Raw genomic sequence first — 14,134 nt, forward strand, 5'->3', positions numbered from 1 at the left:
CCTCAGGAGGCCTGGCGGCGCGCCAGGTCCTCCACCACTTTCGTCAGCCGCGCCAGGTCCAGCGGCTTGGTGAGGTAGGCGGCGAAGCCGGCCGCCTTGCCACGCTCCAGGTCCTGCGGCATGGCATTGGCGCTCACCGCCACCACCGGGATCGCTGCGGTGGCCGGGTGCTCGCGCAGACAGCGCATCACCTCGTAGCCGTCCATGTCGGGCAGGTTGATGTCGAGCAGGATCACGGCCGGGTGGTGGCTGCGCGCGAGCTCCAGCCCCAGCCCCGGCGCCATGGCGGTGAGCAGCTGCACCTCCGACCGCCCCGCAAACACCGCCTCGACCAGGCGCAGGTTGGTGGGGTTGTCCTCGATGCACAGTACCTTGACCACAGCCCCCGTCGAGGCGTGCACGTCTGCGACGCCTTGCATGGCCGGGGTGGCATGTGCCGCAGCCGCAGCCTCGACCACGGGCAGGCGGATCCAGAACTCACTGCCGGCGCCGGGCTGGCTGTCCACGCCGATGGCGCCGCCCATCATCTCGATGAGCCGTTTGCTCAGGGCCAGGCCAATGCCGGTGCCCTTGATGCGGCGCGTCTCGGCGTCGAGCCGCTCGAAGGGTACGAAGAGCCGGGCTTGCTGCTCGGGCGTGAGGCCCTCGCCGGTGTCGCGCACGGCCAGGCGGACCCAGGGTTGACCAGCCCTGGTCTCGCGATGGCACGAGATGCCCACCATCCCCTGCGGGCGGTTGTACTTGATGGCATTGGACAGCAGGTTGAGCAGCACCTGCTTGAGCCGGGTGCGGTCGGCCCGCACCTGCACTTCGCAAGCCTTGAGGGTCTGCACCGAGGGGTCAGGCCATTGCACGCTGCGCTCGCGGGCCAGCGGCCGCAGCAGCGAGACCGCCTCCACCACGGCGGCGTGCAGATCCACCGGTTCGGGGCTGATGGACAGCTTGCCCGATTCCACACGGGCCAGGTCGAGCACGTCGTTGATGAGGGCCAGCAGATGCTCGCCGGCCTGGCGGATCTCGCGCACCTGGCGGTTGTGGCGCTCGTCGCGCAGCTCCAGTTCGAGGAGCTGACCGAAGCCCAGGATGGCGTTGAGGGGGGTGCGCAACTCGTGGCTCATGCGCGAGAGGAACTCGCTCTTGGCGGCATTCGCCCGCTCCAGCTCCCGCGTGCGCTCGCGCACACGCTCCTCCAGCGCCTCGTTGGCGCGGCTGAGCTGCTCCTCGGCGCGCTTGCGCTCGCTGATGTCGCGCACGAAGGCGAGCGAATAGTTCTCGCCTCCCGAGCGGATGTGGCTGACGGCCACTTCCACCGGGAAGCGGGTGCCGTCCTGGCGCTGGTGTACGGTCTCGAACAGGGCCCAGCCCTCGCGACGCAGGCGTCGGCGCAGGTCGGCGAGTCGCTCGGGCGTGAAACAGGGGTCGAAGTCGTGGATGGTCTTGCGAAGGATCTCCTCTTGCGTGAGGCCCAGGCTCAGGCAGGCCTGCTCGTTGGCTCGCAGCACCCGGCCGTTGATGTCCAGCGACATCACCGCGTCGTGGCTGTGGTCGATGGCGAACTGCATCAGCTCGAGGTTGCGTTGCGCCCGCTTGCTTTCGGTGATGTCGTGCAGGGTGAACTGCAGCAAGGGGCCCTGCGGGCCCTCGAAGCGCATGAGGTGCACCTGGGCATCCCACAACGTGCCATCGGGGCGGCGATGGCGCCACTCGAACTGCGTCTCGCCCTCGGCCATCGCACGCTGCATGTGCTGCTGCGCGGCCTGCAGGGAATCGGTACCATCGGCCTGGATGGGCGCTGACACCTCCGGCACACCTTGCCCCACCGTCTCCTGCGGGCCGGCATGCCCGTACAAGGCCGAGGCCGCCGGGTTGCAGTCGATGATGCGGCCCGTGGTGGCCTCCATCACGCCGATGGCCACCTGCGAGCCCTCGAACACCCGTTGCCGGAACGCCTGGCTGGCCGCCATCTTCGCCTGCTGCCGCGCCAGCAGCAGGGTCATGACCACCACGCTGCCTCCGAAGATCACCAGCAGGGCCAGCACGGCCAGGCCGACCTGCCGGTCGATGCGCAGGGACTCCTGCAGGGGCGCCAGCACGGTGTCGTCCGCCAGCCCGATGGCCGTCACCAGCGCACTGCCTTCCAGGCGCTGCCAGGCATAGGTGCGCCAGACATCATCGACCTGGCCCCTGGCACGGAACAGTCCATTGCGGGCCGATGGGTCGGCCAGGAAGGGCCGGTCTGCCGGGAGGCGCTGCCCCATGGCCTTCTCGTGGTCAGTGCTGCGCGCCAGGAAGCGGCCCTCGCCGTCGATCAGGGCCACCACGTCGTGCTCCGACAGGCGCAGGCCGGCGAGTTTGCGAGACAGGTACTCCGTGGACACCGACGCGTTCACCGCCCCCACGTAGCGGCCCTCGCGCAGGATCGGCCGGGTGGCCACCAGCGTCCAGCTGCGGCCCAGGCGCGAATACACCGGCGTGCCCACGATCAAGCGGTCCTGCCCGTCCTGATGCGCCAGGATGTGGGGCCGATCGCCCACGTACACCCGCTCACCAGGATGCAAGGAGTTGTAGGCCGTGTAGCCCTCGGCATCCACCACGGTGAAGTGGCTGACGGCCCCCTGCGGCAGCTTGCCCAGCAGGTCGCGCACACGCCCATCGAAGCCCTGAGGCGACGCTGCCCACTCATTGCGCAACTGCAGCAGGGCGAGATCGATGGTGGTGAACAGGCCGGCCACCTGCCCGGCCATGGCATCGGCCAGTTGCAGGCTGCGCTTTTCGGCCTGGGCCACGAGCTGGTCGCGCAGCAGCGTCTGCGTGCGCAGGTGCTGCCAGGCCCACAGCGCAATGCAGGCCAGCGTCAGGAAAGCAACCAGGGCGGCCACGAGGCCGGGGCGGGGGGTCAGGGCCCGGGGCGTGTGGCGATGGGACGCATCGGCCGGGGGCGTCGGGGGTGGTACTGCGGGCACGACTGGTCCGAGGTCAGGAGTCTGGGCCCCACCGCTGCTCACCCGCGACGCAGCGCCATCAACAGGGCCTTGGGCAGCATCATCGCATTGCCTCAGGACGGCCTCAAGCCAGGCCTGTGCGAACAGCCACGAGGGCTTACCCGTAGCACTGGCTTGATGCAACGCAAGGGTGCCAGGCACCCCCTCAGGCCGCGATCAGGCCCGGCTGGTTGATGTGATCAAGCGGCTCCTGGCCCTCCAGCACGGCCAGCAGGTTGTCGGCCGCTCGATGCTCGATGGCCAGGCGCACCTCCTGGACGGCCGAGCCGAGGTGCGGTGTGAACAGCGTGCGCGGAGCGTCCAGCAGGGCGGCCGGCACCTGCCGGGGGCGGTCGGGCAGCCCCCAGTCTTCGCAGGCGAACACGTCGCTCGCATAACCGCCCAGCTGCCCGCTGTGCAGGGCCGAGGCCACGGCTTCCTCGTCCACCACCGAGCCGCGGCCGATGTTGACCAGCCACTGGCCCGGCCGTGCACGGGCGAGCCGGGCCGCATCGATCAGGCCACGCGTGGACGGTGTGAGCGGCACGGCAAGGAAGACGAACTGCGACACCGCCAGGGCTTCATCCAGCGAGACGTTGCGGGCCGCCGGGTGCCGGGCTGCCGGATCCACACCCAGGATCTGGGCACACCCGAAGCCCGACAGGCGGTCCACGATGGCCCGGCCGACCAAGCCCAGGCCCACCACCGCCGCGGTGGCATGACGCAGCCCGGTGCCGTACAGATGGGCCCGCCAGCCGGCATACCCCGGGGCGCGCACCACGGCATCACCGGTGCGCACATGGCGCGCCAGGCCGATCGCCAGACCCACCGCCAGCTCGGCCGTGGGTTCGGTGAGCAGGTCGGGCACGATGCTCAGCCAGACGCCACGCCGGGTGCAGGCGTCGACGTCGTAGGCGTCGTAGCCCTTGAGGGCGCAGGCCACGATGCGCAGCTGCGGCGCCTGGGCCAGCAGCGTGTCGTCGATGCGGTCGGTCATGAAGCCCATCATGGCCGTGGCCGGGCGCAGGCGGCGCCCGAGTTCTTCGCTCGACCAGGGTTCGAGCCCGGGATTCATGTCCACCCGGGCCCGGGTCTGCAGGCGCGCCAGCACCTCGTCATGGATGCGGTTGGTCACCACCACGTGGTGTTGCATGGAGGGAGGCTCCTTCACTTGAGCTTGCGGCGCAGCATCGCGCCGATGCCGTCCACCACCACGACGCAGGCCAGGATGGTGAGCAGGATGGCCGCGACCTCGTCGTACTTGATCAGGCGCAGCGCGGCCATCAGCTCGAAGCCGATGCCGCCGGCGCCCACGATGCCCAGCACTGCCGAGGCGCGGAAGTGGTATTCCCAGCGGTAGATGGTGATGTCGGCCAGCTGCGGCAGCACCTGGGGCAGCACGGCATGCGTGATGACCTGCAGGGGACTGGCTCCGGCCGCGCGTGCGGCCTCGATGGGCTTGGGGTCGACATGTTCGATGGCCTCGGCGTAGAACTTGGCCACCATGCCCACCGAATGGCAGGCCAGGGCCAGCACGCCCGGCAGGGCCCCGAACCCGACCGCCGCCACGAAAAGGATGCCCAGGATGATCTCGGGCACCGAACGCAGGGCTGCGAGCAGCGTGCGGGCAGCCCGGTACACCACGGGGTGCGGCGTGGTGTTGGGGGCCGCCAGCAAGGCCAGCGGCAGCGACAGGATCACCGCCAGTGCCGTGCCGGCGATCGACATAGCCAGGGTGTCGAGCAACGGGCGCAGCCAGTGCTGCCAGCGCGCGAAGTCGGGCGGCACCATCTCGCTGGCGAGCTGGGCGATGGCCGGGGCGCCCTCGATGAAGCGTTGCGCGTCAAAGAAGCCGGTGAGGGCCAGCGACGCGATGCACACCACCCCCACCGCGAGCACCAGCCTGAGCTGGCGACCGGCACGCACGCGGTGCGCGGCCAGGATCGCGGTGTAGTCGGGCCTGCGGGCAGCGGCGGCGTCCATCAGTTCATCCGTCCCAGGTCGAGCTTGAGGATGGTGGCCGTCTCACGCAGGATGTCGTAGGCCGCATCATCGGTGGGCGCGAAGCCTTCCACCCGGAAGGCCTTGAGCACCTGCGGGTCCTTCAGGCTCAGGAAGGCCTCGCGGATCGCCGCCTTCAGCTCCGGCGCCAGCCTGCCCTGCATCACGATCGGGTAGTTGGGGATGGGCGGCGAGAGGTCGAGCTGCACCACCTTGGCCGGGTCGATCATCTTGCGGCTCACCAGGTTGTCGAAGATCGGTTTCGACAGGGCGCCTGCAGGCACCTGCCCCGCCTGGACCGCACGGGCCACCGCATCGTGCGTGCCCAGGTGCACGGGCTGGTAGTCGCGCCCGCCTTCCAGGCCGACCTGCTTCAGCAGATGGGCGCGCGGGGCCAGGTGGCTGGACGTGGAGGCCTGGTCGCCATAGGCGAAGGGCTTGCCGCGGATGTCTTCCAGGCGGCTCACCGGGCCGCCGGCCGTCGCGATCAGCACCGAGTTGTAGGTGGGCGCGCCGCGTTCCACGCCCACGGCGAAAGGTTCGATCTCCGGGGCGCGCGACTTCGCCAGCACGTAGGAGAACGGGCCGAAGTAGGCCACCTCGATGCGCCCGAAACGCATGGCTTCGATCATCGAGGAGTAGTCGGTCGTCACGACGATCTCGATGTCCTTCTTCAGCGTGCGCTCAAGGTGAGCTTTGAGCGGCTGCGCGTTCTGGATCAGCGTGGTGGCGTTCTCGTCCGGCAGCAGGGCCACCCGCAGGCGCGAGGGGTTGGCGGTCTGCGCCTGGGCCAGCGGGGTCAGCAGCGCAAGCGCCAGGGTGGTGCTGAGCAGGTGACGACGGTTCATGATGGGGCTCCTTGCAGTCATCGGGTCAGGAGGGGGTCAAGAGGGGGTCAAGAGGGGGTCAGTGGGCCTGGGCGCCGTACAGCTCGGCCACGGCGGACTCGTTCAGCGACGACGGGGGGCCATCGAACACAACGGCACCACCGCGCAGCCCCACGATGCGATCGGCATGGCGGCGCGCCAGCTCCACCTGGTGCAGGCTCACCACCGCCGTCAGACCGTCGCTGCGGCAGATGCGGTGCATCAGGCTCATCAGGTGTTCGGCCGTGGCCGGGTCGAGACTGGCCACGGGCTCGTCGGCCAGCAGCACCCGGGGTTGCTGCACCAGCGCCCGTGCCACGCCCACACGCTGCTGCTGTCCGCCCGAGAGTTCGTCGGCCCGGTGCAGGGCACGCTCGATCAGGCCCACACGATCGATGGCTGCCAGGGCGCGCTCCTTCTCCTCGCGCGACCAGGGGCGCAGCGTGGCCCAGGACGCGTGGTAGCCCAGCCGGCCCATCAGCACGTTGGCCAGCACGCTCAGGCGGCCGATCAGGTGATGCTGCTGGAAGACCATGCCGGTCTGGCGGCGGTGCTGTCGCAGGCGGGCCGCGTCATCGAGCGTGCCCAGGCCCTCGACCCGGACCTGACCACCCGTGGGTCGGACCAGGCCGTTCAGGCAGCGCAGCAGGGTGGATTTGCCGGCCCCCGAGGCGCCCAGCAGCACCGTGAAGCGCCCGGGCTCGAAGCGAAGCGTGGTGGGCTGCAGGGCCTGCGTCCCGTTGGCATAGCGCACGGCCACCGACTCGGCATGGACCGCCACGCCTGACGCGCCGCGCACGGCGTCCATCTCGGTTTCGTCCCTCGGGAGGGTCCATCGCAAGGCTGCGGTCACGGCGATCTCCAGTGCGGCAGTGGGGAAGTCCGCAGTGTCCCGAGGCTTCATGACAAGCCTCTCCATCAAACCGTCACAGGAACCGAATAGCCTATAGACCATGTCTATGGGTGTGTCCTCCTCGGCCGAACTGCGGGCGTTCGAAGCCACGGCCCGCGCGGGCAGCATGTCGGCTGCGGCACGGCAGCTCGGCCTGAGCCAGCCCACGGTCTCGGCCCACATCGCCAGCCTGGAGCAACGCTTCGGGGTGGAGCTGTTCTATCGGTGCGGTCGCGGCGTGGCGCTGACCGAGTTCGGCGCGCTGCTGCACGAGGCCACCCACCGCATCCGCCGCGCCGAGGAAGAGGCCGAACTGCTGCTGCTCAGTGCGCGCAGCCAGTACCAGGGGCACCTGCGCCTGGGTGCCATCGGGCCCTACAACGTGCTGCCCATGCTGCGGCGCTTCCGCGCCGCCTGTCCCAAGGTGCAGGTGAGCGTGCGCATGGGCGATTCCCGTGCGGTGCTGCGCGGCGTGCTCGACCTGGAGCACGACGTGGGCATCTTGCTGCATGCCGTGGACGATGCCCGTGTGCATTGCCTGCCCTACCGTCGCCAGCCGCTCGTGGTGCTGGCTCCTCGGGCCCACCCGCTGGCCGCACGGGGGCAGATCTCGCTGGCCGACCTGCACGGCCAGGAGTTCGTGCTGCGTGAAGCGGGTTCGGGCACGCGGGCCGTGTTCGAGGCGGGGTTGGCGGCAGCGGGTGTCCAGGTGCGCTGTGCCCTGGTGATGGGCAGCCGCGAGGGGGTCAAGGAGGCCGTGGCCCAGGGTCTGGGGCTGGGCGTGGTGGCCGCCACCGCCTGGGTGCCCGATGACCGCGTGGTGGCGCTCCCGGTGCAGCCCGCCGATCTGGCCACACACGTGCACGTGGTGTGCCTGAAAGATCGCCTGCAGGCCTCGCTGATCCAGCGCTTCCTGCAGGCGGCCCAGGCTGCGCGCACAATCGACGGTTTCCCGTGTCCTGAACCGCCTGCCCTCCGCCCATGACCTACCCCCACACCCAGCTCTTCATCGCCGGCCAGTGGTGCGATGCCGCCGACGGCCGCACGCTGCCCGTCTTCAACCCCGCCACCGGCCAGGAGATCGGCCGCGTGGCCCATGCGGCCCAGGCCGACCTCGACCGCGCCCTGCAGGCCGCTCAGCAGGGCTTCGAGACCTGGCGCGACATGGCCCCGGCCGAGCGCGCGAAGATCATGCGCCGCGCCGCCGCGCTGATCCGCGAGCGCGCCAACGAGATCGCCCCGCTCATCACCCAGGAGCAGGGCAAGCCCCTGGCCGAGGCCAAGGCCGAGACCCTGGCCGCCGCCGACCTCACCGAGTGGTTCGCCGACGAAGGCCTGCGCGTCTATGGGCGCATCGTGCCGTCGCGCGCTCGGCCCGAGCTGCGCCAGATGGTGCTCAAGGACCCGGTAGGGCCGGTGGCCGCCTTCACGCCCTGGAACTTCCCGATCAACCAGGTCGTGCGCAAGGTGGGCCCGGCGCTGGCCGCCGGCTGCTCGATGCTGGTGAAGGCCGCCGAGGAAACCCCCGCCGGCCCGGCCGCCTACATCCGCGCCTTTGCCGACGCCGGCCTGCCCGCGGGCGTGCTGGGCCTGGTCTACGGCAACCCCGCCGAGATCTCGGGCTATCTCATCCCGCACCCGGTCATCCGCAAGATCACCTTCACCGGCTCCACGCCGGTGGGCAAGCAGCTCGCCGCGCTGGCCGGGCAGCACATGAAGCGTGTGACGATGGAGCTGGGCGGCCATGCCCCGGTGATCGTCTGCGAGGACGCCGACATCGCGCTGGCTGTGAAGACGGCCGGTGGCGCCAAGTTCCGCAACGCCGGCCAGGTGTGCATCTCGCCCACACGCTTCCTCGTGCACGAGAGCATCCGCCAGGAGTTTGCCCAGGCGCTGGCCCAGCACGCCCAGGGCCTGAAGGTGGGCGACGGCCTGGCCGAGGGCACGCAGATGGGCCCGCTGGCCAACCCGCGCCGCGTGACGGCCATGGCCGAGCTGCTGCGTGATGCGGTGGAGCAGGGCGCCACCGTGCTGGCCGGCGGCGAGCGCATCGGCCAGAGCGGCAACTTCTGGCAGCCGACCATCCTCGCCGACGTGCCCACGAGCGCTCGCCTCTTCAACGACGAGCCCTTCGGCCCGGTGGCCGCCATCCGCGGCTTCAACACGCTGGACGAGGCCATCGCCGAGGCCAACCGCCTGCCCTATGGCCTGGCGGGCTATGCCTTCACGCGCTCGCTGAAGAACGCCGACCTCCTCACGCGCCGCGTCGAGGTGGGCATGCTGTGGATCAACATGCCCGCCATGCCTTCGGCCGAGATGCCCTTTGGCGGCCTCAAGGATTCGGGCTACGGCTCCGAAGGCGGTCCCGAGGCGCTGGAGGCCTATGTCAACGTGCGCTCGGTGGCGGTGATGAACGGCTGAGGCGCGGCCACGGGCACGGCGGCGGGGCGTCCTGCCGCCTGCTCGACCACGCCGCCCACCAGCTCGGCCGTGGCCGCCGACAGCGTCCAGCCCAGGTGGCCATGCCCGGTGTTGTAGAACACGCGCGGATGACGGCCGCGGCCCACGCGGGGCATCATGTCGGGCATCATCGGACGCAGGCCCGCCCAGGGCACCACGCTGCGCGTGGACACGCCGGGGAAGCAGCGCGCCACCCAATCCACCAGCGGGCGGATGCGGTCGGCGCGGATGTCACGGTTCTCGCCGTTGAACTCGGCCGTGCCGGCCACGCGGAAGCGGTCCGCCCCGAGCCGGCTCGTCACGATCTTGGTCTCGTCGTCGAGCAGGCTCACCGTGGGCGCCGCCGCACGGCTCATCTCGTCGGCCAGGTTCACGGTGATCGAATAGCCCTTCACCGGATAGACGTTGACCCGGTCGCCCAGCTGCGCGGCAAAGGCCCGGCTGGCCACGCCGGCGCACACGACCACGCCATCGAAGTGCAGTTCGTGCTCGCCCCCGACGCCGTCCAGCGTCACGCGCACGCCGTCATCGCGCGCCTGCAGCCGCCGCACGTCCTGCCCGTAGAGGCAGCGCACGCCGCGGCGCTGCGCCGCCTCGGCCAGGCCGTTCGTGAACTTGTGGATGTCGCCGGTGGTGTCGCTCTCGGTGTACCAGCCACCGAAGTAGCGGCCCGCCAGCGTCGGCGCGATCGCGCGGATCTCCTCGGGCGTCACCGCACGGCGCGCCAGGCCACCCGCGGCCAGCAGCACCGACACCTGCTTCGCATGGTCGAACCCCGCCTTGTCGCGGTAGATGTGCAGGATGCCTTCGCGGCGGTGGTCGAAGTCGATGCCTTCGTCGGCCGCCCACGCATATAGATGGTCACGCGCAGCAAGGGCCAGGCGCGCGGTTTCGATGGTGTTGCGGCGGTAGTGCGGAATGCTCGCGATGAACTCGGCGAACCAGCTCAGCTTGTGCCAGCCCGGCCGCGGGTTCACCAGCAGCGGCGCATCGGCCTTGAGCATCCATTTCAGGCCCTTCCACACCGTGGACGCGTGGTTCCACACCTCGGCATTGGAGGCCGACAGCTGGCCGCCGTTGGCGTAGGAGGTTTCCATCGCGGCGTAGCGATGGCGTTCGAACAGAGTGACGGCAAGGCCGCGACGGGCCAGGGCATAGGCGGTGGTGACGCCGGTGATGCCGCCGCCGATGACAGCGATGGATTTCATGACAGGAGCTCTCAGGTCAGGGACGGCGTCGAGGTCGGGAGCCCGCGCTGCGCATGCCGCAGCCCAGGCGCCCCCTCTGTTGCGGACCTGAGAGATTCACGGGCGCACGAGCCACCCGCTTGCTCCTTCGGTGCTGGCCGGCGACGCACACCACCGGCAAGCTCTTCAGAGTCGAGGGGCGATGCCGGTCCTTTGGCCTGAGAGTTTCCGGGGCGGTTGCTCCTTCGGCGCCGCCTCGGTGCTTGCACACCCGGCGGGCTCTCCCGACATCACCGTGGCCGCAACCGAGGCGCGGCGCACGGCGCGATTGTGCCATCAGTAATGCGGCGGCAGTTCGTCGCGCAGGCTGGGCGCCGGGCCGGTCGTGCTGTCCTGCACGAGTTGCTGCAGCCGCCCGATCTCGCGCTTGAGCAGGTCGATCTGCGCCTGCTGGCGCACCACCTCCTCGTTGAGCCGGTCCAGCAGGTCGTCGGTGTAGCTCGCCTTGATCTCCAGGTCGATCAGGCGCTGCTCGAGAGGGGAGGGAGCGTCCATGATGAGGCGAAGGGTAGCCCAGGTCGAGTTCGTTGCAACGTCTGTGCTGTCGAATCTTCACGGTGGCGCATGTGCGGATTCTCGGACAATCCCCTGCGCGCCGTGTGGTCGCGTCCGTTTGCATGCTCTCCCGCCTTCGCCACCTCTTCCGCCGCTTCCGCGAGGCCCGCCTGGCCCAGGTGGCCGGCAGCCTCACCTTCACGACCCTGCTGTCGCTGGTGCCGCTGCTGGCGGTGGGCTTTGCGCTGTTCACCCACGTGCCCGCGCTACGGCCCTTCAAGCGTTCGCTCGAAGAGCTGTGGCTGGCCCACCTGCTGCCGCCCGACATCGCCCGCTCGGTGCTGCAGCACCTGGGCCGCTTTGCCGACAACGCGCATGGCCTGACCTGGACCGGCTCGGCCTTCCTGCTGGTGGCCGCGCTGGCGCTGATGCTCACGGTGGAAAACGCCCTCAATCAGATCTGGCAGGTGCGCCAGGGCCGGCCGTGGTTCAGGCGCCTGGCGCTGTACCTGCCCCTCATCGCGGCCGGCCCGCTGGTGCTGGGCGCCAGCCTGTGGGCCACCTCGCGGGCCCTGGCCGCCTCCAAGGGCTGGCTGCGCGAACTGCCACCCGCCGCCGAGTTCGTCAGGACGCTGGGCCCGGCCACGTTGAGCTTCGTCGCGCTGGCGCTGCTCTTCTACATCGTGCCCCACACGGCCGTGCGCCGCCGCGAGGCCCTGCTGGGCGGGCTGCTGGGTGCAGCGGGGCTGGAGGCCGGCAAGCAGGCCTTTGCCGCCTACGTGCTCAAGCTGCCCACCTACCAGACGGTGTACGGCAGCTTTGCGGTGGTGCCGGTCTTCCTGCTGTGGATCTACTGCTCCTGGGTCGTGACGCTGGCCGCGGCGCTGGTGGCCGCCAGCGTCGGGGTAGGGCCGGGTGGCCGTCGGCGTGCCTGACGGCCTCGGCAACCCGGGCTCACAACACCATGCGCGTTTCCACCGCGATCCTGAACTCGCTGATGGACAGCCGGTCCGCCAGCGCCGACAGCCCGGACGCATCGCGCGCGGCGGCCTCCACCACCGCATCGTGCGGGCCCGACACCGACCACACCTGCCGGATCTCGGGCTGGGCCCTCAGGTAGGCCAGCACCGGCGCACAGGGGCGGGCCGCAAAGCGCAGCAGCAACAGCGCACGGGCCGGCGTGGCTTCCCCGGGCCAGGCCACCTCCGCGTGGTAGCCACGGATCACGCCCACTTCCTCCAGGCGCCTCACGCGCGCCAGCACCGCCGTGCGCGACAGATGCACCCGCTCGCCCAGCTCGGTCATCGACACCCGCGCATTGGCCGCCAGCTCGGCCAGGATCCTGCGGTCGATCCGATCCAACGTGTCCACGGACATGAGGCTCCTTGCGCTTTGAACGAAGCGTGCAGTGGCTCCGACGATTCGTCGGCCGCAAGACGGCGGCCAGCGCCTATCGTATCGGCAACGCAGCTTCACACCGCCCCATGCGCAAGATCGACCCCCAGGGCTTCATCGGCCAGCAGGCCTGGCAGGCCCTCCACATCGACACCATCGAAGGCGCCACCGTGCGCCTGCATTGGACCGACCGGCCCTACCGCTGGCACGTGAACGACGGCGCGGAGGTGTTCGTGCCGCTGGATGGCAGCGTCACCATGCGCTACCGCCGCAACGGCCAGGAACATGCCCTGCTGCTGAACCCCGGCGACATCTGCCATGCGGAGGTCGGCGACGAGCACGTCGCCGAACCGCATGGCGCCGTGCGCATCCTGGTGATCGAGAAGGCGGGCAGCGTCTAGGCCAGCTGCTCGGCGGGGCGCGTCCTCTCGGCGGCCACCTGCGCGAGCGCGGCCTCGGCCTCGCGAAAGGTCTGGGCAAAGCGTTCCGTCTCGTCGCTTTCGGCCGCGATCACCTGCACGTCGGTGATGCCGATGAATTCCAGCGCCGCGCGCAACCAGGTGTCGGCGTGATTCAGGTGGGCTTCATGCCCGGGCCGAAGGCTCGCGCCAGTTCAGCGCCGAAGATGTGCTGCTTGTCTTCGCTGTGGTCCACGATCAGCACCGTGAGCTTGACCACGTCGCGCGGGCCGGCAATGAAGGCCAGGGCGCCGGCGCCCACAACGGTGGACATGGAAGCTTCTCCGTGTGGGCGTGTGAGTGGATCGCCCTTTTGACGACGGCCGGGCCCCTGCGGCTGTGACACCCCGGCAGGTTTCGCGACGCACTTGTTACTCACACACCCGGGGCCCGCTGCGTAGATTGGCTTCCTGTCTCAACCCACAGGAAAGCCACCACGGCCAACATCGTTCATCGCATCGGCATCCATGCCCCCGCCGCGCGCGTCAACCAGGCGCTCGCCACCCGCAAGCCCCGTGCGCTACAGTGCAGTGGCAAAGCCCTCCACCTTCCGCTGTCGCCGCCCATGGTCACCGCCACCACCCTCGCCGTCGTTTCCGACATCCACGGCAACCTGCCCGCACTGCAGGCAGTGGTCGATGATGCCCACGCGCTGGGCATCCGCCACTTCATCAACCTCGGCGACTCGCTCTCGGGCCCGCTCTACCCACGCGAGACGGCCGAGTACCTGATGTCGGTGGACTGGCTGCAGATCCGCGGCAACCACGAACGCCAGGTGCTGGGCGAGGGGATCTCACAGCGCGGGCCGTCCGACCAGTTCACCTACGACGCGCTGGACGACACCCACCTCGCCTGGATCCGCAGCCTGCCCACCACGGCCTGGTGGAGCCCCGACGTCTACCTGTGCCACGGCACGCCGCACTCCGATCTCGAATACCTGCTGGAGGGCTTCGAGGGCACGCGCTTTCATGAGCGCACCCCCGAGCAGGTGCAGCCCCTCGTCGAAGGGGTGAACGCGCAGGTGGTGCTGTGCGGCCACTCCCACCTGCCGCGTGTCCTGCGTGTGCCCCACGGCCCCCTGGTGGTGAACCCCGGCAGCGTCGGCCTGCAGGCCTACGACGACGAACACCCCGTCTACCACCAGGTCGTCAACGGCGACCCGATGGCCCGCTACGCCGTCCTGCGCCACACCGACGCCGGCTGGCAGGCCGAGATCCGCAAGGTGGCTTATGCGTGCGAAGCGGTGGCCGACCTGGCGCAGGCGCGGGGGCGCAAGGATTGGGTCGAGGCCTTGAGGACGGGGCGGTTGGGGTGAGGGGTAGCCATCGCATCTGGCTGC

The 14,134-nt window shown here is 70.2% G+C and carries 15 protein-coding genes and 1 riboswitch; of the genes, 5 read left to right on the top strand and 10 right to left on the bottom strand.

Going from position 1 to position 14,134, the window contains the following annotated elements; translation table 11 throughout:
- Window positions 1–2: 2 nt before the first annotated feature.
- The 5 genes from C1704_RS04260 to phnC all read right to left on the bottom strand — a co-directional run bounded on the left by C1704_RS04260 (window position 3) and on the right by phnC (window position 6,752).
- Window positions 3–2,879, bottom strand: a complete 2,877-nt coding sequence (locus C1704_RS04260) for a PAS domain S-box protein (RefSeq protein ID WP_104301316.1) — start codon at window positions 2,877–2,879, stop codon at window positions 3–5.
- Between the two features lie 268 nt (window positions 2,880–3,147).
- Window positions 3,148–4,134 carry an NAD(P)-dependent oxidoreductase gene (locus C1704_RS04265; RefSeq protein WP_104301318.1) on the bottom strand — a complete coding sequence of 329 codons (987 nt, stop codon included), beginning with the start codon at window positions 4,132–4,134 and terminating at the stop codon, window positions 3,148–3,150.
- Between the two features lie 14 nt (window positions 4,135–4,148).
- Window positions 4,149–4,964, bottom strand: a complete 816-nt coding sequence (phnE, locus tag C1704_RS04270; RefSeq protein ID WP_104301320.1) for a phosphonate ABC transporter, permease protein PhnE — start codon at window positions 4,962–4,964, stop codon at window positions 4,149–4,151.
- Entirely contained in the window at window positions 4,964–5,830 is an 867-nt protein-coding gene (gene phnD, locus C1704_RS04275) for a phosphate/phosphite/phosphonate ABC transporter substrate-binding protein (RefSeq protein WP_170064619.1), read from the bottom strand. The genes phnE and phnD overlap by 1 nt, the downstream gene beginning before the upstream one ends.
- Window positions 5,831–5,888: 58 nt before the next feature.
- On the bottom strand, window positions 5,889–6,752 hold the full coding sequence (gene phnC, locus C1704_RS04280) for a phosphonate ABC transporter ATP-binding protein (RefSeq protein ID WP_473206047.1): 864 nt from the start codon (window positions 6,750–6,752) through the stop codon (window positions 5,889–5,891).
- Window positions 6,753–6,807: 55 nt separating this feature from the next.
- Between phnC and C1704_RS04285 the strand changes: the two genes are divergently transcribed.
- Window positions 6,808–7,725 carry a LysR substrate-binding domain-containing protein gene (locus tag C1704_RS04285; protein ID WP_104301322.1) on the top strand — a complete coding sequence of 306 codons (918 nt, stop codon included), beginning with the start codon at window positions 6,808–6,810 and terminating at the stop codon, window positions 7,723–7,725.
- On the top strand, window positions 7,722–9,161 hold the full coding sequence (locus C1704_RS04290) for an NAD-dependent succinate-semialdehyde dehydrogenase (protein WP_104301324.1): 1,440 nt from the start codon (window positions 7,722–7,724) through the stop codon (window positions 9,159–9,161). Before C1704_RS04285 ends, C1704_RS04290 begins: the two co-directional genes overlap by 4 nt.
- On the opposite strand, the gene C1704_RS04295 is transcribed toward C1704_RS04290, so the two are convergent.
- Entirely contained in the window at window positions 9,122–10,408 is a 1,287-nt protein-coding gene (locus tag C1704_RS04295; RefSeq protein WP_104301326.1) for a D-amino acid dehydrogenase, read from the bottom strand. The genes C1704_RS04290 and C1704_RS04295 overlap by 40 nt on opposite strands.
- A 175-nt stretch (window positions 10,409–10,583) precedes the next feature.
- Window positions 10,584–10,684, bottom strand: a riboswitch (glycine riboswitch).
- Window positions 10,685–10,723: 39 nt separating this feature from the next.
- On the bottom strand, window positions 10,724–10,942 hold the full coding sequence (locus tag C1704_RS04300; protein WP_104301328.1) for a SlyX family protein: 219 nt from the start codon (window positions 10,940–10,942) through the stop codon (window positions 10,724–10,726).
- 122 nt (window positions 10,943–11,064) lie between these two features.
- Between C1704_RS04300 and C1704_RS04305 the strand changes: the two genes are divergently transcribed.
- Window positions 11,065–11,877, top strand: a complete 813-nt coding sequence (locus C1704_RS04305) for a YihY family inner membrane protein (protein ID WP_104301330.1) — start codon at window positions 11,065–11,067, stop codon at window positions 11,875–11,877.
- A gap of 19 nt (window positions 11,878–11,896) precedes the next feature.
- Here the strand turns inward: C1704_RS04305 and C1704_RS04310 are convergent, their stop codons facing one another.
- Complete coding sequence (locus tag C1704_RS04310; RefSeq protein WP_104301332.1) at window positions 11,897–12,319, bottom strand: Lrp/AsnC family transcriptional regulator; 423 nt, start codon at window positions 12,317–12,319, stop codon at window positions 11,897–11,899.
- Window positions 12,320–12,426: 107 nt separating this feature from the next.
- Between C1704_RS04310 and C1704_RS04315 the strand changes: the two genes are divergently transcribed.
- Window positions 12,427–12,738: a cupin domain-containing protein gene (locus C1704_RS04315; RefSeq protein WP_104301685.1), complete on the top strand. Its 312-nt coding sequence runs from the start codon at window positions 12,427–12,429 to the stop codon at window positions 12,736–12,738.
- Here C1704_RS04315 and C1704_RS17395 read toward each other — a convergent pair.
- Both C1704_RS17395 and C1704_RS17545 read right to left on the bottom strand, forming a co-directional pair.
- A complete protein-coding gene (locus tag C1704_RS17395) occupies window positions 12,735–12,893 on the bottom strand; it encodes a hypothetical protein (RefSeq protein ID WP_211286822.1) in 159 nt (52 codons plus the stop codon). The two genes, C1704_RS04315 and C1704_RS17395, sit on opposite strands and share 4 nt — an antisense overlap.
- 17 nt (window positions 12,894–12,910) lie before the next feature.
- A complete protein-coding gene (locus tag C1704_RS17545) occupies window positions 12,911–13,069 on the bottom strand; it encodes a hypothetical protein (RefSeq protein ID WP_170064620.1) in 159 nt (52 codons plus the stop codon).
- A gap of 291 nt (window positions 13,070–13,360) precedes the next feature.
- On the opposite strand from C1704_RS17545, the gene C1704_RS04325 reads away from it, so the two are divergent.
- Window positions 13,361–14,110: a metallophosphoesterase family protein gene (locus C1704_RS04325; protein WP_104301334.1), complete on the top strand. Its 750-nt coding sequence runs from the start codon at window positions 13,361–13,363 to the stop codon at window positions 14,108–14,110.
- Window positions 14,111–14,134 lie beyond the last annotated feature (24 nt).

The organism is Caldimonas caldifontis, from assembly GCF_002930615.1.
Lineage (GTDB): Bacteria > Pseudomonadota > Gammaproteobacteria > Burkholderiales > Burkholderiaceae_C > Caldimonas > Caldimonas caldifontis.